Genomic DNA, 20,339 nt, shown 5'->3' with positions numbered 1-20,339 from the left:
AAATGTACATTTTACAAAGGCAGCTTTCGTGCCAGTCTCAAGTCAGGTGCTTTTGCACTGTGAGGGTTTTTCGCTGAGAGCAACGGGATAGATGGTTTTAATAGGCGCGAAAAAACCGCGTCTGAGCTAAGCGCAATGCTGCCAACGAAATAATGTACCTTTTATTAATAAGTACATTTTGGTGCAGAAAAGTAACATTCACAGTTTTCAGGCCCCAAAAAAGTGCCATCGACGTGGCCCAGAGTGACAGTGCAACTTATGAGAGAATCCCCGGCCACCGTCCTCCCTCCTTTAGAGAAATCGATGAAAGCAGTGTCCGCCTCGGCCTCTCGCTACGCGATGATTCACCAAGTGTTGCGTGACGCGATCGTCAACGGCACCGCTCGCCACGGCCTGGTTTTGCTGGAAGCGCCGTTGGCCGAACTGTTCGGTACCAGCCGTGTACCGGTGCGCAAGGCCCTGGACCTGCTGCACGCCGAAGGCCTGATCTGCCGCTTCAATGGCCGGGGTTACCTGATCAACCCTGAAGGCCTGGCAATGGAGCCGCTGCGCCTGCCTTTGAGCCACACACACTTGGGTCTTGATGGTAAGGATGAGCTGGTGGATACGCGGCCGCTGGGGGAACGTATCGTCGAGGAAATCGGCGCGGCGCTGTCCACCTGCATTGCCTTCGGCCATTACCGCCTGGATGAGCAGGCCGCCGCCGATCACTACGGCGTCAGCCGCGCGGTGGTGCGTGAAGCACTGATGCGCCTGCGCGATCGCGGCCTGGTGGAAAAGGAGCCCTATTCCCAATGGCTGGCGGGGCCGTTGACGGCGCGGGAAGTCACCGAAGACTACGAACTGCGCGCCTGCCTGGAACCCGAAGCCCTGCGCCAGAGCGCGCCGAACCTTGATCGCGAGTTGCTGGAAGCCATGTTGCAGCGTGTGCTGGCCGCCCAGGACAGCCCTCATTGCAGCCTTGAGGCCATCGAACAGATCGAGGAAGACTTGCACCAGCACTGCCTGGCCGGCTTGCAGAATCGCAAGATCGCTGCACTGATCCGCCAGGGGCAGAGCCCGATGATCATCAGCCGGATTTTTTATCGGTTGCTGGGGATCGGCGCCGATCCGGCGATGTTGGCCGAACATCGGTTGATTCTTGAGCTCTTGTTGCATGGTGCGGTGGATGCAGCGGCGCTGAATCTGCGTGAGCATCTTCAGCGGGCACGCCAGCGCATGTTGCAACGGCTGAAGGTGCTCTCAGTCCTGCCAGAACAACCCTTGCCGACGTACTTGCACAAAATCAGCTGACCGTACGCAATACAAAATGTGGGAGCTGGCTTGTCGAATCGTCGAACCGCTGCGATAGCGGCGCATCAGCCACATCTTCATCAACTGACACACCGCCATCGCAGGCAAGCCAGCTCCCACAGGGGTACCACGGTGCTGTCGAGAATTTCATGCAATATGTTGCGATCTCGCCGCTGCCATTGAAACCACCGCCCCCCCGCCCCATCTAAGCACCATACTTCCTGATGCAGGTGCCCCATGAGCGACCAGCAAGAATTCCCTGATTACGACCTCAACGACTACGCCGATCCCGAAAACGCCGAGCACGCAGCGTCCTCCAACACCGGCCTGGCCCTACCCGGGCAAAACCTGCCGGACAAGGTCTACATCATCCCGATCCACAACCGGCCCTTCTTCCCGGCGCAAGTGTTGCCGGTGATCGTCAATGAAGAGCCGTGGGCCGAGACCCTGGAGCTGGTGAGCAAATCCGACCACCACTCCCTGGCCCTGTTCTTCATGGACACCCCGCCGGAAGACCCGCGCCACTTCGACACTTCCAGCCTGCCGCTGTACGGCACGCTGGTGAAGGTGCACCACGCCAGCCGCGAAAACGGCAAGCTGCAATTCGTGGCCCAGGGCCTGACCCGCGTGCGCATCAAGACCTGGCTCAAGCACCACCGCCCACCGTACCTGGTGGAAGTCGAATACCCGCACCAGCCCTCGGAGCCGACCGACGAGGTCAAGGCCTACGGCATGGCGCTGATCAATGCGATCAAGGAACTGCTGCCGCTTAACCCGCTGTACAGCGAAGAGTTGAAGAACTACCTCAACCGCTTCAGCCCCAACGACCCGTCGCCGCTCACCGACTTCGCCGCCGCGTTGACCTCGGCCACCGGCAACGAATTGCAGGAAGTGCTGGACTGCGTGCCCATGCTCAAGCGCATGGAAAAAGTGCTGCCGATGCTGCGCAAAGAAGTCGAAGTTGCGCGCCTGCAAAAAGAACTCTCCGCTGAAGTGAACCGCAAGATCGGCGAGCACCAGCGCGAGTTCTTCCTCAAGGAACAGCTCAAGGTCATCCAGCAGGAGCTGGGCTTGACCAAGGACGACCGCAGTGCGGATGTCGAGCAGTTCGAGCAACGCCTGGAAAGCAAAGTACTGCCGGCCCAGGCGAAAAAACGCATCGATGAAGAACTGAACAAACTGTCGATCCTCGAAACCGGCTCGCCGGAATACGCGGTGACACGCAATTACCTGGACTGGGCCACCTCGGTACCGTGGGGCGTGTTTGGCGAGGATAAACTCGACCTGAAACATGCGCGCAAGGTGCTGGACAAGCACCACGCAGGCCTGGATGACATCAAGAGTCGCATCCTCGAATTCCTCGCGGTGGGCGCCTATAAAGGCGAAGTCGCCGGTTCCATCGTGCTGCTGGTCGGCCCGCCGGGCGTGGGCAAGACCAGCGTTGGTAAATCCATCGCCGAGTCGCTGGGACGGCCCTTCTACCGCTTCAGCGTCGGCGGCATGCGCGACGAGGCCGAGATCAAGGGCCATCGCCGCACCTACATCGGCGCCATGCCCGGCAAGCTGGTGCAGGCGCTCAAAGATGTGGAAGTGATGAACCCGGTAATCATGCTCGACGAGATCGACAAGATGGGCCAGAGCTTCCAGGGCGACCCGGCGTCAGCGCTGTTGGAAACCCTCGACCCCGAGCAAAACGTCGAATTCCTCGACCACTACTTGGACCTGCGCCTGGACCTGTCCAAAGTGCTGTTCGTGTGCACCGCCAACACCCTGGACTCCATCCCTGGCCCGCTGCTGGACCGCATGGAAGTGATTCGCCTGTCGGGCTATATCACCGAAGAAAAAGTCGCCATTGCCAAGCGCCATCTGTGGCCCAAGCAGCTGCAAAAAGCCGGCGTGTCGAAAAACACCCTGACCATCAGCGACGGCGCGTTGCGCGCGTTGATCGACGGCTATGCCCGCGAAGCCGGTGTGCGCCAGCTGGAGAAACAGCTAGGCAAACTGGTGCGCAAGGCTGTGGTCAAGCTGCTGGATGAGCCGGATCTGGTGATCAAGATCGGCAACAAAGACCTGGAAAGCTCACTGGGTGTACCGGTGTTCCGCAATGAGCAGGTGCTGTCCGGCACCGGCGTGATCACCGGCCTGGCGTGGACCAGCATGGGCGGCGCGACGCTGCCGATTGAGGCGACACGTATCCATACGCTCAATCGCGGCTTCAAGCTCACCGGGCAGTTGGGTGAAGTGATGAAAGAATCGGCCGAAATTGCCTACAGCTACATCAGCTCGAACCTGAAGTCGTTTGGCGGTGATCCGAAATTCTTTGACGAAGCCTTCGTGCACTTGCACGTACCGGAAGGTGCCACGCCGAAAGACGGCCCGAGCGCCGGGGTGACCATGGCCAGTGCGCTGTTGTCGCTGGCACGTAACCAGCCGCCGAAAAAAGGCGTGGCCATGACCGGTGAGCTGACGTTGACCGGGCATGTACTGCCGATTGGCGGGGTGCGCGAAAAGGTGATTGCGGCGCGGCGTCAGAAGATTCATGAGCTGATCCTGCCGGAGCCAAATCGGGGCAGTTTTGAGGAGTTGCCGGAATACCTGAAGGAAGGGATGACGGTGCACTTTGCCAAGCGGTTTGCGGATGTGGCGAAGGTGCTTTTCTGACAGATCTGTAGTGAGCGGGCTTGCCCCGCGCTGGGTGGCGAAGCCGCCCCAACCCAGGCACCCAGTTTTTCCAGTTAAAACGAGGTGCACGGTTTTAGGGCGGCTTCGCCACCCAGCGCGGGGCAAGCCCGCTCACTACAACAAGTCAGGTCTAGCCCATCTGTCACACCTTGTCCCATCTTCGGTTATGCTCGCCCTTCGTCGCCAATCAACGGAGCCCTCATGACCGCTGCTCGCCTGCTTCTCCCCTTGAGCCTTGCCCTGCTGGCCGCCTGCGCCAGCGCCCCCAAGCAAAACGTCAGCGTGGACAACCAGAGCGCCTGCCCGCTTCAGCTTAAAACCGGACAAAACCTGATCCTCACCCTGCCGAGCAACCCCACCACGGGTTACCGCTGGGCCATCCAGGATTCCGCTGGCGGTGTGTTGCGCGCCTTGAGCCCTGAGGTCTACAGCAGCTCGGAATCCGGCGTGGTCGGCGGCGGTGGCCAGTCCACCTGGCGCTTCCAGGCCTTCGCGGCCGGCCAGGGGCGCTTGCGCCTGACCTCCCAGCAACCCTGGGAGCCGGAAGCCGAACCCGCCGAAACGTTCGACTGCGCCATCACGGTGAACTGATATGCCATGGCTGATTCTTGCGTTGATGGGCGCCGGCACTTTCATCTACGGATTGACCACCCATGCCACGTTGCTGTGCTTGCTGGTCAAGCCGCTGCCGGTCCTCGCGCTGTTGGGCTGGCTGCATGATGCGCCGCCCAGCGACTATCGACGCTGGATCAGCCTGGGGCTGATTTTTTCCCTGGTGGGCGATGTATTACTCGCCTGGCCAGGCGACCTGTTTATCTTTGGCCTGGGCGCGTTTCTGTTTGCACACTTGGCGTATCTGAAAGCTTATTTCAGCGACTGCCGCCGTCTTGCACTGCTGCCGCTGGTATTGGCGCTGGGCGTGGGCGCGGTCCTGCTGAGCATCCTGATCTCCCATGGCCTGGGCGACCTGCTGATTCCAGTGGTGGTTTATGCCCTGGTGATCAGTGCCATGCTCTGGCGTGCGTTGGCACGGCTGGGCAGTGACGTGCCGAAACGTTCGGCATGGCTGGCAGCGGCGGGTGCGGCGTCGTTTGTGTTTTCCGACACGCTGATAGGCATCAACCGGTTCGTGGTGACGTTTGAAGCCGCGCCGTATTTGTTGATCAGCACGTATTGGCTTGGCCAGTGGGGCATTACCGCCTCGGCTTTCCATCAGACAACCCGCGCACACGAGGGCCAACTTGGCTAAAATGCCGGGCTTTCCCCCTCGTCGCCGGAACAACCGTGAGCAAAGAACCCGATCGCCTATTCGCCCAGCCCCTGCCCCAGGTGCCGGACTTCGCCTTTAACGAGGACGTGGTGCGGGTGTTCCCGGACATGATCAAGCGCTCGGTGCCGGGTTATCCGACCATTGTCGAAAACCTCGGCGTGCTCGCGGCGCAGTTTGCCCAGCCGGGCAGCGTGCTGTACGACCTGGGCTCGTCCCTCGGTGCAGTGACCCAAGCCCTGCGCCGCCATGTACGCACGGACGGGTGCCGGGTGATTGCGGTGGATAACTCGGCGGCGATGGTGGAGCGCTGCCGCGAGTACCTCAATGGCCAGGATTCGATGTTCCAGGAGTTGCTGCCGGTCGAGGTCATCGAGGGCGATATTCTCGCGCTGCAATTCCAACCGGCCTCAGTGGTTGCACTCAACTTCACCCTGCAATTTATCGCACCGGATGAACGCCTGGCCTTGCTCTCGCGTATCCGCCAGTCGCTGCTGCCAGGCGGTGCGCTGATCCTCTCGGAAAAGCTGCGCTTCAATGACCTTGAAGAACACGCGCTACTCACCGACCTGCATATCGCGTTCAAACGCGCCAACGGCTACAGCGAACTGGAAATTGCCCAGAAGCGCAGCGCCATCGAAAACGTCATGAAGCCCGACAGCCTCGAAGAACACCGCGAACGCCTGCTGGCAGCGGGGTTCTCGAAAGTCGTGCCGTGGTTCCAGTGTCTTAACTTTGCCTCGTTGATTGCCCTGCCATGATTGATCTCTCCCCCCTTGCCCGCCACTTGGTGGGCACTCCTTTGGCCGTTTGGGCCCAGGGCCTGCAAGCGCAACTCGATAGCAAGATGGAGAAAGGTCATGGCGACCTGGAGCGTTGGCAGAGTGCGTTGGATGCCTTACCGAAAATCATGCCCAGCGAAGTCGATTTGCTGAATGACCTGACCCTCGACACTGCCTGCGACGACGCTACCCGCGCGCAAATGCACACCGCGTTGATGGGCCTGAGCCCGTGGCGCAAAGGTCCGTTCCACTTGTTCGGCGTGCATGTCGATACCGAATGGCGTTCGGACTGGAAGTGGTCGCGGGTCGCACCGCACCTGGATCTGAAAGGCAAGCGCATCCTTGATGTCGGCTGCGGCAATGGCTACTACATGTGGCGCATGCTCGGCGCCGGCGCGGACAGCGTGATTGGGGTCGATCCGAACTGGTTGTTCTTCTGCCAGTTCCAGGCGGTGCAGCGTTACCTGTCCGAACCCAAAGCCTGGCACTTGCCGTTCCCGTTCGAAGACTTGCCGTCGAATCTGGAAGGGTTCGACACGGTGTTTTCCATGGGCGTGTTCTATCACCGCCGCTCGCCGATCGAGCACTTGTTGGCGCTGAAAGACACACTGGTCAAAGGCGGTGAACTGGTCCTGGAAACCTTGGTGGTGGAAGGCGATCAGCAGCAAGTGCTGGTGCCGGAAGACCGCTATGCGCAGATGCGTAACGTATGGTTCCTGCCGTCGGTGCCGGCGTTGATGCTGTGGCTGCGCCGTGCTGGGTTCAGCGATGTGCGCTGTGTGGATGTGAGCGTGACCACGGTTGAAGAACAGCGCGGGACCGAGTGGATGAAGTTTCAGTCGCTGAGTGATTTTCTTGATCCGGAGGATCACAGCAAGACGATTGAAGGTTTGCCGGCGCCGATGCGCGCGGTGATCATCGCCAAGAAGTAACCTTCAATCTGCCTGCCAAGTGGAGATCAAAAATGTGGGAGCGGGCTTGCTCGCGAATGCGGTGTATCAGTCACACATGTACCGACTGACCCACTGCATTCGCGAGCAAGCCCGCTCCCACATTTGCTCACCCGTGTTCTTTAGAGTGCGGGCTTGGCCCGCCGGGCCTTGAAGAACTCACTCAGCACCGTCCCGCATTCTTCAGCCAACACCCCACCTTCAAACAACACCCGGTGATTCAGAAATCCCTGGGTAAAAAACTGCCCCTGGCTTTGCACAATCCCCGCCTTGGGCTCCAGCGCGCCATACACCACCCGCGCAACACGCGAATGCACGATCACGCCGGCGCACATGCTGCACGGTTCCAGCGTCACATACAGCGTGCTGCCGACCAGGCGGTAGTTGCTGATCGCTTGCGCGGCGGCGCGGATGGCGACCATTTCAGCATGCGCGCTGGGGTCATTGCCGCTGATCGGGCAGTTGAAGCCACGGCCGATGATCTCGCCATCTTGTACGAGCACTGCGCCGACGGGCACTTCGCCGAGTGCAGCGCCCTGGGCAGCAAGGGCCAGGGCTTCACGCATGAAGTCCTGGTCGCGGCTGCGGTCGATGATCGCCGCTGGGCGAAACTGGCGCATCACGCCACCTCGATGGCGGCCATCAGGCCGGTTTCCATGTGGTCGATCACATGGCAATGGAACATCCACACCCCCGGGTTATCCGCCACCAAGGCCACGCGGGCGCGTTCGTTTTTGCCCAACAAGTAGGTGTCGGTGAAGTACGGGATCACCTTGTGGCGGTTCGAGGCGATCACCTTGAAGCTCATGCCATGCAGGTGGATCGGATGCTGGTACTGGGTCATGTTCTTCAATTCGAAAATGTAGCTCTTGCCCTTTTCCAGCTTGGCAATCGGGCGGTCGGCACAGGTTTTGTCTGTGATGTCCCACGCCTTGCCGTTGATCTGCCACAGGCTTGGTGGCTTGCCATCATCGACTGAAACGCTGCCAACCCATTCGAAATTGAAGTTGAGTTTCTCCGCATTGGCCAGGTCCGGTTCGCTGATCGGGTTGGCGGGCAACGCGGGCGGCCACTCACTCGGTGCATCGGAGTTGGCCACCGAACGAAACGTACCGAGGCGCACCGGGCCGTTGCGGATCGACAGTTCTTCACCGGCAGGCGGTGCCTTGATCGCCAGGCAAATGCGCATGCCGGGGCCCAACCAGTATTCCTTGCCCAGCGGGCGTGGCTCGATAGGGTTGCCGTCCAGCGCGTAGATCTGCGCTTCAACGTCTGGAATATTGATGCGATAGGTCAAGGTGTTGTCGAGGTTGAGCAGGCGCACACGGGTGATCTGCCCCGCAGGCAAATCGATGACCGCCTGGGACACGCCATTGATCGTCGACAAACGCCCCGCGGTGCCGCCACGCGCCGCTTCACGCGGGATGCTGAAGGCCACGAAAGCGCCCTCTTCGTCGACGTGCCAGCTTTTCAGGCTCAGGGTGCGTTCGTGTTTGAAACCGGTAGGCTCGCGTTCTTCGATGATCAGCGGGCCGACCAGGCCACGGCCCAGTTCTTCACTGCTGTTCACATGGGGGTGATACCAGTAGCTGCCGGCGTCCGGCACGCGGAATTTGTAATCGAAATATTCACCGGGCAGTACCGGCAATTGCGAGACGTAGGGCACGCCGTCCATTTCCAACGGCAGGCGGATGCCATGCCAGTGGATGGTGGTGGCGACGGGCAGATGGTTGATAAAGCGCACCCGCAGCCACTCACCCTGGCGCACGCGCAACTCGGTGCCCGGCGCTGAGGGGCCGAATGCCCAGGCTTCGGTCTTGTGGCCCGGTACCAACTCGACGTCCAAGGGTGCCGCGATCAGTTCGTAATCGTGCCCGGCCTCAGCCTCGGCGACTTTCCCCAGCCAGTAGCGGTAGGCGCCACCGGCCCCCACACCCACTACGGCCAGGCCTGCAAGACCACCCAGGATTTGTCGACGGGAAAAGGATCGGGACACAACAACCTCACGTATCTGCCGCAGAGCCAGGGCCTGCAAAGGGCAGATACGATACACCTGCACCGGCTGTAGGAGCGAGCTTGCTCGCGAAAAACTCGAAGGCCCCCCGGACATTCAGGCAACCCACGTCATCGTTGAAGTTTTTCGCGAGCAAGCTCGCTCCTACAGTGTCAGCGTTTCATTGTGGCGGCCGCCAGGATCAGCGCTTTCATCTCGGCCACGGCACCTTTGAAACCGACGAACAACGCGTGCGCCACCAAGGCGTGGCCGATGTTCAGCTCGTTGATGCCCTTGATCGCAGCCACGGCCTCGACGTTATGGTAGTGCAAACCGTGGCCGGCGTTGACGATCAGGCCTTCCTTGAGGCCGCAGTTCACACCGTCAATGATGCGTTGCAGTTCGTCGGCGACTTCGGTCGGTGTGGTAGCGTCGGCGTAACGGCCGGTGTGCAGTTCGATGGCCGGCGCACCGACACGGCGCGAGGCTTCGATCTGGCGCTCGTCGGCGTCGATGAACAGCGAGACTTCGCTGCCGATCTTCGACAAGCGCTCTACCGCAGCCTTGATCCTTGCCTCCTGGCCCGCCACGTCGAGGCCGCCTTCGGTGGTCAGTTCCTGACGAGTCTCCGGGACCAGGCAGATGTGCGCCGGGCGGATGCGCTCGGCGAACTGCATCATTTCTTCGGTGACGCCCATCTCGAAGTTCATGCGGGTTTGCAGCACGTCCTTGAGCACCAGCACGTCGCGCTCCTGGATATGGCGGCGGTCTTCACGCAGGTGCACGGTGATGCCGTCGGCGCCCGCTTCTTCGGCGTCCAGCGCGGCCTTGACCGGGTCAGGGTAACGGGTGCCCCGGGCCTGGCGCAGGGTGGCGACGTGGTCGATGTTGACGCCAAGAAGAATGCGATTGCTGGTGGTCACGGAAGCGCTCCTGAATAGGGAAAGAAACGCTGCACAGCATACACGGGGTTGTCAGGGCTTTCGAAACAACTCGCGGCTGACCAGCGGCCGCCCGCCCAGGTGCACGGCCAGCGCTTGGCGCATCAGGCGCTTGGCGGCGGACAAAGCACCCGGGGCGCTCCAATCGGCTTCGCTCATCGCCAGCAACTCGGTGCCCTGGAACAGGCCAGGTTGCAGCAGGTACACGCGCTCAAGGCCGGCATCGACTTGCAGGCGATACATGCCGTCGGCGGCGATGGGGTCGCCGTGCAGGTCGTTGGCGAGTTCGAAGCCGTAGCCCAGGTCGTCGAGCAGGCGCCATTCAAAAGCGCGCAGCAGCGGCTCCAGCGGGCGGCCTTCGGCGAGGGCGAGCAAGGTGGCGGCGTAGTGATCGAAGACGCTCGGGTGCGGGTCTTCGGCGGGCAGTAGGCGGATCAGCAGTTCGTTGAGGTAGAGGCCGCTGAACAACGCATCACCGTTGAGCCAGGCCGACGTACCGACGCTCTCGAGCCGCCCAACGTTTTTCAGCTCGCCCTTGCCGCGAAATTCCACGTCCAGCGCCACGAATGGCCTTGCCAGCGTGCCGGCCTTGCCACGCGCGCTGCGCAATACCGCGCGCAGGCGACCTTGAGGCGTCAGAAAGTCCACCAGGGCGCTGGTCTCGCGGTAGGCACGGCTGTGCAGGACGTAGGCGAGTTGGCTGGGGGGTGGGGATTGGGACATGGAAGTCTCTTCGCAGAACTTAAGAACAGCGACAAACCAATGTGGGAGCTGGCTTGCCTGCGATGCAGGCACCTCGGTTTTTCAATTGCACCGAGGTGATGCTATCGCAGGCAAGCCAGCTCCCACACAAGCCCGCTCCCACAAAGGTATGCGGTGTTTACAGGTCGCCGTAGCCCAGCGAGCGCAGTGCACGCTCATCATCGGACCAACCACCCTTAACCTTCACCCACAGGTTGAGCATGATCTTGGAATCGAACAACAACTCCATGTCCTTGCGCGCTTCGGTGCCGATGCGCTTGATGCGCTCGCCCTTGTCGCCAATGATGATTTTCTTCTGGCCGTCACGTTCGACGAGGATCAGCGCATGGATGTGCAAGGTCTTGCCCTGCTGCTTGAACTCTTCGATTTCGACGGTGATCTGGTACGGCAGCTCGGCCCCCATCTGGCGCATGATTTTCTCGCGGACCAGTTCGGCGGCGAGGAAACGGCTGCTGCGGTCGGTGATCTGGTCTTCCGGGAAGAAGTGCTCGTTCTCCGGCAGGTAGCCGGCGATCACGCGTTCCAGGGCTTCGAGGTTATGCCCGTGCTGGGCCGAGATCGGCATGATCTGGGCGTTCGGCAGTTGTTCCTGCAGCCAGCTCAGGTGCGGCATCAGTTCGGCTTTGTCTTCGATACGGTCGGTCTTGTTCAGCGCGACGATCAAGGGGCCGGTTACGTATTGCACACGCTCGAGGACCATCTGGTCTTCATCAGTCCACTTGGTGCGGTCGACCACGAAGATCACCACGTCGACGTCTTTCAACGCCGCCGAAGCGGTTTTGTTCATGTAGCGGTTAAGCGCTTTCTCGCCGCCTTTGTGCATGCCCGGGGTGTCGACGTAGACCGCTTGTACGTTGCCTTCGGTCTTGATGCCCAGCATGTTGTGGCGAGTCGTCTGCGGCTTGCGCGAGGTGATCGCGAGCTTCTGGCCGAGGATGTGGTTGAGCAGCGTGGACTTGCCCACGTTGGGGCGGCCAACGATGGCAACATAGCCACAGCGTGTTGCGGTTGAATCAGTCATGGCCATTCTCCACGCCCAGGGCAATCAGTGCTGCAGCGGCCGCTACCTGTTCGGCAATACGACGGCTCACACCCTGACCTCGGCTTTTTTCATTCAGTAAGGTGATTTCACATTCCACGAAGAACACGCGGCAATGCGGCTCACCCTGGATATCCACCACTTCGTAACGTGGCAGTTCGCAACCACGGGACTGCAGGTATTCCTGCAGGCGGGTCTTGGGATCTTTGTTGGTGTCGACCAGCGTCAGGCTTTCGATTTCCGAGGCCAGCCAGGCGACCACGCGCTCCTTGGCTGTCTCCATACCTGCATCGAGGTAGATCGCACCGATCAACGCTTCCAGGGCATCCGCCAGGATCGACTCGCGACGGAAGCCACCGCTTTTCAATTCACCGGAACCCAGTCGCAGGTATTCGCCCAGGCCGAAACCACGGGCCAGCACGGCCAGGGTCTCGCCTTTCACAAGGCGTGCACGCAAGCGCGACAGCTGGCCTTCGCGCGCTTGAGGGAAACGTTCGAAGAGCGCCTCACCGGCGGCAAAGTTAAGGATGGCATCACCGAGGAATTCCAGGCGCTCGTTGTTGCGCCCAGCAAAGCTGCGGTGTGTGAGGGCAAGGACCATCAATTCCTGGTCCTTGAAGGTGTAGCCGAGCTGGCGCTCGAGACGACTTAAAGAAACGCTCACGGTTTACCCATATCTGTTTGGTGGCACCGGCGGCCATCGACGATTGACGCAGTGTTCAAATTCAAATCCTGGTTGGTGCTGCATGGGGCCGGGCAAATAATTGTCCCAGCCCCAGAAAAGCATTCGGCGCTGTGTTCACAGCGCCGCCTGTATTACTTGATCAGCCCGACCCGCGAGAAGTTCGGCAGGTGGCTGAGTTTGGACTCCGGCCAACTCATCCAGACCGCGAAGGCCTTGCCGACGATATTTTCGTCGGGGACCATGCCCAGCAAGTCCTTGGGAATAGCGGGATCATTCCAATAGCGGCTGTCATTGGAGTTGTCACGGTTGTCGCCCATCATGAAGTAGTGCCCGGCAGGCACTTTCCACTCACCGTCAGGCTGGCGGTAGCGCGACATTTCCTTGCGGATCTCATGCTCTACCGCGCCGAGTTTTTCCTGGTACAGCTCGGCGCTGCCCAGGGAACTTGGCTCGGAGCCGAGCAGCTTCTCGGCCACCGACTCACCGTTGATCAACAGACGCTTGTCGCCCGTGTAGCGAATCACATCGCCCGGCAGGCCGATCACGCGCTTGATGTAGTTGACGTTCGGGTCGCTCGGGAAACGGAACACCATCACATCGCCGCGCTGCGGGTCACCAATTTCGATGACCTTCTTGTCGATCACCGGCAGGCGAATCCCGTAGGCAAACTTGTTCACCAGAATGAAGTCGCCCACGTCCAGGGTTGGTTTCATCGACCCCGAAGGAATCTGAAACGGCTCCACCAGGAACGAACGCAGCACCAGCACGATGAACAATACCGGGAAGAACGACTTGCCGTATTCAACCAGCAAAGGCTCTTTGTTGAGCTTCTCGACCACCACGGCATCGGGCTGGCTGACGCTGCCCTGATACGAAGCGATAGCCGCCCGCCGACGCGGGGCGAAGAACACCAGATCAAGCAACGCCAGGAGGCCACAAACGGCAACGGCGATGACCAGCAACAGCGGGAAATTTAGTGACATAGGACCTAACTATCCAACCTGAGCACCGCAAGGAAGGCTTCTTGTGGAATTTCCACGTTGCCCACTTGCTTCATGCGTTTTTTACCGGCCTTTTGCTTCTCAAGCAGCTTGCGCTTACGGCTTACGTCACCGCCGTAGCATTTGGCCAGTACGTTCTTTCTGAGTGCCTTGACGGAGGTCCGTGCAATGATCTGCCCGCCGATGGCGGCCTGGATCGCGACGTCGAACATCTGGCGCGGAATCAGTTCTTTCATCTTCTCGGTCAACTGGCGACCTTTATAGTGCGCATTGTCCTTGTGCACGATCAGTGCCAGGGCATCGACCTTGTCGCCGTTGATCAACACATCCAGCTTCACCAGATTAGCCGACTGGTAACGGTCGAAATGGTAATCCAGCGAAGCATAGCCGCGACTGGTGGATTTGAGACGGTCGAAGAAGTCCAGCACCACTTCGTTCATCGGCAAATCATAGGTCACTTGCACCTGGGTACCGAGGAACAGCATGTCGTGCTGTACGCCACGTTTTTCGATACACAGGGTAATGACGTTGCCCAGGTGTTCCTGCGGCACAAGAATATTGGCGCGCACGATCGGTTCGCGCATGTCTTCGATGGAAGACAGGTCTGGAAGCTTCGACGGGTTATCGACGTAAATCGTTTCACCGGTTTTCAACGCCAGCTCAAAAATAACCGTTGGCGCGGTGGTGATCAGGTCCAGGTCGTATTCGCGCTCAAGGCGCTCCTGGATGATCTCCATGTGCAGCATGCCGAGGAAGCCGCAGCGGAAGCCGAAGCCCAGGGCGTCGGAGCTTTCCGGGGTGTACTGCAACGACGAGTCGTTGAGGGTCAGCTTTTGCAGGGCTTCGCGGAAGTCTTCGAAGTCGTCGGAGCTGACCGGGAACAGGCCGGCGTAGACCTGCGGCTGGATGCGTTTGAAACCCGGCAGCACGTCGACGTCAGGGGTGGAGCTCAAGGTCAGGGTGTCACCGACCGGCGCACCGTGGATGTCCTTGATACCGGCAATGATGAAGCCTACTTCACCGGCTTTCAGATCAGTGGTAGCCGTGTGCTTGGGGTTGAACACACCGACGCTGTCCACTAGGTGGATCTTGCCGGTGGACTTGACCAGGATCTTGTCGCCCTTTTTCACACGGCCATGGCGTACGCGTACCAGGGAAACAACGCCCAGGTAGTTGTCGAACCAGGAGTCGATGATCAACGCTTGCAGCGGATCTTCGTAGTTGCCGGTGGGGGCGGGAATGGTCTTGACCAGGCGCTCAAGCACTTCGTCGACGCCCAGGCCGGTCTTGGCGCTGCACTCGACGGCGTCGGTGGCGTCAATGCCAATGATTTTTTCGATTTCTTCTTTGACGCGGTCCGGATCGGCTTGTGGCAAGTCGATCTTGTTCAGCACCGGCATCACTTCCAGGCCTTGCTCGATGGCGGTGTAGCAGTTGGCTACGGACTGGGCTTCAACACCCTGACCCGCGTCCACCACCAGCAATGCGCCTTCGCAGGCCGCCAGGGAACGGCTGACTTCATAGGTGAAGTCGACGTGGCCCGGGGTGTCAATGAAGTTCAGCTGGTACTTGATACCGTCTTTGGCGGTGTAGTACAGGGTGACGCTGTGGGCCTTGATGGTGATCCCGCGCTCGCGTTCGAGGTCCATGGAATCCAGCACCTGGGCTTCCATTTCACGCTCGGCAAGGCCGCCGCACATCTGGATGAATCGATCGGCCAGCGTCGACTTACCATGGTCAATGTGGGCGATGATGGAGAAATTGCGGATATGACTCAAATCACTCACGGATCAACACTCAAAAAGGCTGCAGGCAGATTGCCCGCTGAAAAATAGCCGGGAATTGTACCTGATGCTCAGGCCAGGCGTCATCTTTGCTGACCAGAACAAAAATGCCCCGAACTCTCGACCGGGGCATTTTTTGTTCATAAGCGTGGTATCAACCGGCTCGACGCAATAGCCAGAAGCCAGCCAAGGCGCAGATGGCCGTGGGCACCAGCACCGCAAACAGCGGCGAGAAGCCGAACAGCAGGCTAGAAGGGCCGAGCAGGTCTTGGGCAAGGCGGAACGCAAAGCCCACCAGCACACCGGTAAACACGCGCTGACCCAGGGTCACGGAGCGCAGCGGGCCGAAGATGAACGAGATTGCCATCAACACCAGCGCAGCGGTCACCACCGGTTGCAATACCTTGACCCAGAATGCCAGCCAGTAACGGCCATTATTCAGGCCCTGGTCCTTCAAGTAATGGATATAGCTCCAAAGCCCGGAGATCGGCAAGCTTTCGGGGATCATCACGACGGTATTGAGCAGTTCGGGCTTAAGCGCAATATCCCACTGTTCGGTCGGCACTTTGATCACTTCAGTGCTGGCCTTGATGCCTTGACCGACATTGCGGAAGTAAGTCGTGGTGATGTCGGTCAGTTGCCATTGATCGGCACCGTACTGCGCACGTTTGGCGAAACTCGACGACAGCAGGTGGCGTTCCTTGTCAAAGGTGTAGCGAGTGACACCAATCAACAGGCCGCCCGGTTGCACCGCGTTGATATGGATGAACTCGTCGCCCTGACGGTGCCACAGGCCACGCTTGGAACTCTGCGCATTGCCCGCCCCCTGTGCCAGAGCACGGTTGGCCTGGGCAGTGGTTTCAGCCGGTGGCGCAATGTATTCGCCGACCAGGACGCTGCACAGCATCAGCAGCAGCATGGGTTTCATGACAGCCCAGACGATGCGTCCAATCGAGACACCGGCGGCACGCATGATGGTCAATTCACTGTTGCTGGCCAGGGTGCCCAGGCCGATCAGGCAGCCGATCAGTGCGGCCATCGGCATCATCTCGTACACACGACGCGGCGCGGTGAGTGCGACGTAGCTCAACACGTCCCAGACCGTGTAGCTCGCGGTGGCGTTACCGACTTCATCGATAAAGGCGAACAACGAGGCCAGGCCAAGGATGATGCCCAATACCGCCAGGATGGCAATAAGTACGCTGCTGCCAATGTAACGATCGAGCTTAACCACGAGCCAACTCCTTCTGGCCACGACGGCTCAACATGTTCAAACGAATAGGCTCCCAATACAGCAGCCCGAGGCCAATCAGCAAAAAGATGCCGTGAATCCACCACAGGCCCAGGGTCGGCGACAGCTTGCCCTTTTCCATGGAGCCACGGGCGATAATGAGGATGGTCAGGTACGCCATGTACAGCAGGATGGCCGGCAGCAACTTGAGGAACCGACCCTGGCGCGGGTTGACGCGAGACAGCGGCACGGCCATCAAGGTCACGATAAACACCAGCAGCGGCAGGGAAATGCGCCACTGCAGCTCGGCAATCGAGCGCAGCTCCTTGCTGCCGATCAGGTCTCGCGTAGGGATAGCGTCACGGTCGGTGACTTCACCGCTGATGTCTGGTCGCTCCAGCAACACGCCATAGGTATCGTACTTGATGGCCCGGTAATTGGCTTCGCCGGGGTTGCCGTCGTAACGGTAACCGTTCTCCAGGATCAGGTAGCGGCTGCCGTCGGGCCGCACTTCCTGGCGGCCCGAGTCGGCCACCAATACGGAAATGCTACGGTCTTTATTATCATCGTCCAGACGCTTTTCGGAGATGAATACCCCACCCAGGTTGGCACGGTCATCGGACAGGGTTTCGGTATAGGTCACCCGCGTACCGTCACTGTTGGGCGCCTGGAAGCGGCCCGGCTCGAGGGTGTCGAACTCGGTCATGGCGTCCTGCTTATTAAGCACCAACTGGAATTGCATGGCGCCCTGGGGAGCCAGGCTCAGGCTCAACCAAGCCACGAGCAACGCGACGCCGGTGGCCGGGATCATGGTCATGCCCAGCAGGCGCTGCTGGCTCATGCCCGTGGCAGATAGCACGGTCATTTCGCTTTCGAGGTACAGGCGGCCGTAAGCCAACAGGATGCCCAGGAACAGGCCCAGCGGCAGGATCAGTTGCAGGAACCCGGGAATGCGAAAGCCCATGATCAACAGCAGGGCTCCCGGATCGAGGGCGCCGGAGGCAGCCTGGGCCAGGTACTTAACGACACGACCACTCATGATGATGACCAGCAATACCGCACTCACGGCACTCAGGGTCAACAGGACTTCGCGGGACAGATAACGGAAGACGATCAAACCAGACACTCCAGGGTTGTCAGGCTAAGGCGGCCAAACAAGCAAGCATACCGAGTCAGCCCCGTTACACAGGGCCGGCTAAAAAGATGGCGCATTATCCTGTGATTGACCGCGCCTGTCACTGCGCAACCTCATGCACGTGCACAAAGCTGGTGGCAAGGGTTGTCAGGCTCCGCCGGCGAGGTTCAAACTGCGGCCTTTGTCGCCGGCGGTTTACACAGCTGCCGGGTATTAAAGCCGGAGTACAGACTCCTGGCTAATAGACCTTTATAAGGGACCCGAAAATGGAATTGGTTGTAAAAAGCGTTAGCCCCGAAACGTTGAAAACCGCCACCCTCGTGGTCGCCATTGGCGAAGGCCGCAAACTCGGCGTTGCCGCCAAGCAACTCGACGAACTCAGCGGCGGCGCTATCAGCGCAGTGCTCAAGCGCGGCGACCTGGCCGGCAAAGTCGGCCAGAGCCTGCTGCTGCAGAGCCTGCCCAACCTTAAAGCCGAGCGTGTATTGCTGGTGGGCGTGGGCAAGGACGCCGAACTCGGCGACCGCCCTTTCCGCAAGATCATCAGCGCCATCCTCACCACCCTCAAGGGCCTGGGCGGCAGCGATGCAGCGCTGGCACTCGATGAAATCGTCGTAAAAGGCCGTGACAGCTACGGCAAGACCCGCCTGCTGGCTGAAACGTTGGTGGATGGTGGTTACTTCTTCGACCAGTTCAAGAGCCAGAAAGCCGAACCGCGTGCCCTGAAGAAAATCACCCTGCTGACCATCAAGGCGGCCCAGGCTGAAGTCGAGCGCGCCGTCACCCACGCGACAGCAATCGCCAATGGCATGTCGTTCACTCGCGACCTGGGTAACCTGCCGCCGAACATCTGCCACCCGACCTTCCTGGGCGAACAAGCCAAGTCACTGGGCAAAGAGTTCAAGGGCCTGAAAGTTGAAGTGCTGGACGAGAAAAAGATCAAGGAACTGGGCATGGGCTCGTTCTATGCCGTAGGCCAGGGCAGCGACCAGCCGCCACGCCTGATCGTGATGCAATACAACGGCGGCAAGAAGTCCGAGAAGCCTTACGCCCTGGTCGGCAAAGGCATCACCTTCGACACCGGCGGCATCAGCCTCAAGCCGGGCCTGGGCATGGACGAGATGAAGTACGACATGGGCGGCGCCGCGAGCGTGTTCGGCACCCTGCGTGCCGTGCTGGAACTCAAACTGCCGATCAACCTGGTGTGCATCCTGGCCTGCGCCGAGAACATGCCAAGCGGCGGCGCGGCGCGCCCGGGCGATATCGTGACCACCATGAGCGGCCAGACCGTCGAAATCCTCAACACCGACGCCGAAGGCCGCCTGGTGCTGTGCGACGCCCTGACCTACGCCGAGCGCTTCAAGCCGCAGGCCGTGATCGACATCGCCACCCTGACCGGCGCCTGCATCGTCGCCCTGGGTTCCCATACCTCGGGCCTGCTGGGCAACAACGACGAACTGATCGAGCAATTGCTCAGCGCCGGCAAGGCTGCCGACGACCGCGCCTGGCAACTGCCGCTGTTCGATGAGTACCAGGAACAGCTGGACAGCCCGTTCGCCGACATCGCCAACATTGGTGGTCCGAAAGCCGGCACCATCACGGCTGCCTGCTTCCTGTCGCGCTTTGCCAAAAACTTCAACTGGGCCCACCTGGACATCGCCGGCACGGCATGGACCAGCGGCGGCAAGGACAAGGGCGCCACTGGCCGTCCGGTTCCGTTGCTGACCCAATACCTGCTGGATCGCGCCAAGGCCTGACGCTAAAACGCCGGGGTCGCCATTGCGTCACCCCGGCCGTAGCAGCTGCCGAGCGCAAGCGAGGCTGCGTTGGCGGAGTATCTGACACACCGCAACGCAGCCTCGCTTGCGCTCGACAGCTGCTACGCCAAGCTCAGACTCCTTTGCGGCGAAGGGTGATCGATTTAATTGCGGCGCGGCTATAAGGACCCCAATGACCCAAGTCGACTTCTATATATTGCCCAGCGCCGACCCACTCGCGCGCCTGGACTTTGCCTGCAAACTCACCGAAAAGGCCTGGCGCATGGGCCACCGCATCTACCTGCATTGCAGCGATGCCGCCCAGCGCGACGAGCTGGATGCCCGCCTGTGGCGCTTCAAGGGCGAAAGCTTCGTGCCCCACGGCGCCGCAGAATCCGAACCCGAAGGCCAGGTGGTATTAGGCCTGGGCGACAACTGCGGCGATCACCAGGACCTGCTGGTCAACCTTGACCTGAAAGTCCCCCCCTTTGCCAAGGCATTTGCCCGCGTGGCCGAGGTGGTGGTGGAAGATCCGGCTATTCGTCAGGCCGCGCGGGAGAGTTTCCGTTTCTACCGCGAACAGGGCTATCCTCTGCAAGATCACCGGCTACAACGACTTTGAGCACACGATGGACACTCCCAATTCTGTAAAAAAAGACGACCACCTGCTGGACGACCTCGAGTCGATCCGCCAGTTGCTGGGTGATGATGACTTGCAGCCGCCGCTGCTGACCGAGACGGTGGAGAGCGAGGTACAGATTCCACTGTTATTCGACATGGTCGGTAATAAGCCCGCAGCCCCGGTGGCAGTCACTGCAGCAGCAGAACCCGCCCCCGCTGAAAAAGGCCCGGACGCCCTACTGCTGCACCTGGATAACGAGCTGCGCGCCGCTGCGCAATTGATCATGCAAGACGTGATCGACGATTTCGCACCGCATATCGAGACCGAGATCAAGCGTCGGTTGGATGCGCGGATGGAAAGGTTGCTTAACCAGTACCAGTCTTAATAGCTGTCCAGATCCTTGTGGGAGCTGGCT

General features: G+C 60.3%; 19 protein-coding genes. 9 read left to right on the top strand and 10 right to left on the bottom strand.

The features are described 5' to 3' along the window. Positions 1-303 precede the first annotated feature (303 nt). From AB4O35_RS11385 to cmoB, 6 genes are all read left to right on the top strand, one after another. Positions 304-1,293 carry a GntR family transcriptional regulator gene (locus AB4O35_RS11385; protein ID WP_065879562.1) on the top strand — a complete coding sequence of 330 codons (990 nt, stop codon included), beginning with the start codon at positions 304-306 and terminating at the stop codon, positions 1,291-1,293. A 237-nt stretch (positions 1,294-1,530) separates the two neighbouring features. Further along, entirely contained in the window at positions 1,531-3,954 is a 2,424-nt protein-coding gene (gene lon, locus AB4O35_RS11380; RefSeq protein ID WP_065871758.1) for an endopeptidase La, read from the top strand. A gap of 222 nt (positions 3,955-4,176) precedes the next feature. Further along, complete coding sequence (locus AB4O35_RS11375; RefSeq protein WP_065871757.1) at positions 4,177-4,566, top strand: protease inhibitor I42 family protein; 390 nt, start codon at positions 4,177-4,179, stop codon at positions 4,564-4,566. Position 4,567: 1 nt separating this feature from the next. Beyond that, on the top strand, positions 4,568-5,224 hold the full coding sequence (locus AB4O35_RS11370) for a lysoplasmalogenase (protein WP_065871756.1): 657 nt from the start codon (positions 4,568-4,570) through the stop codon (positions 5,222-5,224). A 35-nt stretch (positions 5,225-5,259) separates the two neighbouring features. Further along, positions 5,260-6,003, top strand: coding sequence for a carboxy-S-adenosyl-L-methionine synthase CmoA (gene cmoA / locus AB4O35_RS11365; RefSeq protein WP_049709823.1), 744 nt, complete (start codon positions 5,260-5,262; stop codon positions 6,001-6,003). Continuing rightward, the gene (gene cmoB, locus AB4O35_RS11360; protein WP_065945336.1) at positions 6,000-6,956 is read left to right on the top strand and encodes a tRNA 5-methoxyuridine(34)/uridine 5-oxyacetic acid(34) synthase CmoB; all 957 of its coding nucleotides are present in this window, start codon (positions 6,000-6,002) and stop codon (positions 6,954-6,956) included. Before cmoA ends, cmoB begins: the two co-directional genes overlap by 4 nt. A 140-nt stretch (positions 6,957-7,096) precedes the next feature. Here the strand turns inward: cmoB and tadA are convergent, their stop codons facing one another. The 10 genes from tadA to lptF all read right to left on the bottom strand — a co-directional run bounded on the left by tadA (position 7,097) and on the right by lptF (position 17,527). Continuing rightward, on the bottom strand, positions 7,097-7,594 hold the full coding sequence (gene tadA / locus AB4O35_RS11355) for a tRNA adenosine(34) deaminase TadA (protein WP_065871753.1): 498 nt from the start codon (positions 7,592-7,594) through the stop codon (positions 7,097-7,099). Beyond that, positions 7,594-8,970, bottom strand: coding sequence for a multicopper oxidase family protein (locus AB4O35_RS11350; protein ID WP_139113170.1), 1,377 nt, complete (start codon positions 8,968-8,970; stop codon positions 7,594-7,596). The genes tadA and AB4O35_RS11350 overlap by 1 nt, the downstream gene beginning before the upstream one ends. Before the next feature lie 170 nt (positions 8,971-9,140). Beyond that, complete coding sequence (gene pdxJ, locus AB4O35_RS11345; RefSeq protein ID WP_065871751.1) at positions 9,141-9,890, bottom strand: pyridoxine 5'-phosphate synthase; 750 nt, start codon at positions 9,888-9,890, stop codon at positions 9,141-9,143. 51 nt (positions 9,891-9,941) lie between these two features. After that, on the bottom strand, positions 9,942-10,631 hold the full coding sequence (recO, locus tag AB4O35_RS11340; protein WP_065879564.1) for a DNA repair protein RecO: 690 nt from the start codon (positions 10,629-10,631) through the stop codon (positions 9,942-9,944). Between the two features lie 157 nt (positions 10,632-10,788). Next, entirely contained in the window at positions 10,789-11,691 is a 903-nt protein-coding gene (gene era, locus AB4O35_RS11335) for a GTPase Era (protein ID WP_029297473.1), read from the bottom strand. Then, complete coding sequence (gene rnc / locus AB4O35_RS11330) at positions 11,684-12,373, bottom strand: ribonuclease III (RefSeq protein ID WP_017136295.1); 690 nt, start codon at positions 12,371-12,373, stop codon at positions 11,684-11,686. The genes era and rnc overlap by 8 nt, the downstream gene beginning before the upstream one ends. Before the next feature lie 152 nt (positions 12,374-12,525). Next, positions 12,526-13,377 (bottom strand): signal peptidase I, encoded by an 852-nt coding sequence (gene lepB / locus AB4O35_RS11325; protein ID WP_049709829.1) that lies wholly within the window; start codon positions 13,375-13,377, stop codon positions 12,526-12,528. A gap of 5 nt (positions 13,378-13,382) precedes the next feature. Continuing rightward, the gene (gene lepA, locus AB4O35_RS11320) at positions 13,383-15,182 is read right to left on the bottom strand and encodes a translation elongation factor 4 (RefSeq protein WP_003210439.1); all 1,800 of its coding nucleotides are present in this window, start codon (positions 15,180-15,182) and stop codon (positions 13,383-13,385) included. A gap of 151 nt (positions 15,183-15,333) precedes the next feature. Then, a complete protein-coding gene (gene lptG / locus AB4O35_RS11315) occupies positions 15,334-16,413 on the bottom strand; it encodes an LPS export ABC transporter permease LptG (protein WP_065871749.1) in 1,080 nt (359 codons plus the stop codon). Beyond that, the gene (gene lptF, locus AB4O35_RS11310) at positions 16,406-17,527 is read right to left on the bottom strand and encodes an LPS export ABC transporter permease LptF (RefSeq protein WP_065871748.1); all 1,122 of its coding nucleotides are present in this window, start codon (positions 17,525-17,527) and stop codon (positions 16,406-16,408) included. Before lptF ends, lptG begins: the two co-directional genes overlap by 8 nt. A 284-nt stretch (positions 17,528-17,811) precedes the next feature. Here lptF and AB4O35_RS11305 point away from each other — a divergent pair, with 284 nt between their 5' ends. From AB4O35_RS11305 to AB4O35_RS11295, 3 genes are all read left to right on the top strand, one after another. Continuing rightward, positions 17,812-19,302 (top strand): leucyl aminopeptidase, encoded by a 1,491-nt coding sequence (locus AB4O35_RS11305; protein ID WP_065879565.1) that lies wholly within the window; start codon positions 17,812-17,814, stop codon positions 19,300-19,302. Between the two features lie 193 nt (positions 19,303-19,495). Further along, complete coding sequence (locus tag AB4O35_RS11300) at positions 19,496-19,924, top strand: DNA polymerase III subunit chi (protein WP_065871746.1); 429 nt, start codon at positions 19,496-19,498, stop codon at positions 19,922-19,924. Positions 19,925-19,931: 7 nt separating this feature from the next. After that, entirely contained in the window at positions 19,932-20,309 is a 378-nt protein-coding gene (locus tag AB4O35_RS11295; protein ID WP_065871745.1) for a DNA polymerase III subunit chi, read from the top strand. Positions 20,310-20,339: the final 30 nt, after the last annotated feature.

Source organism: Pseudomonas sp. H1_A03 (assembly GCF_054685145.1).
This window is presented reverse-complemented; position numbering and strand designations above follow the sequence as displayed.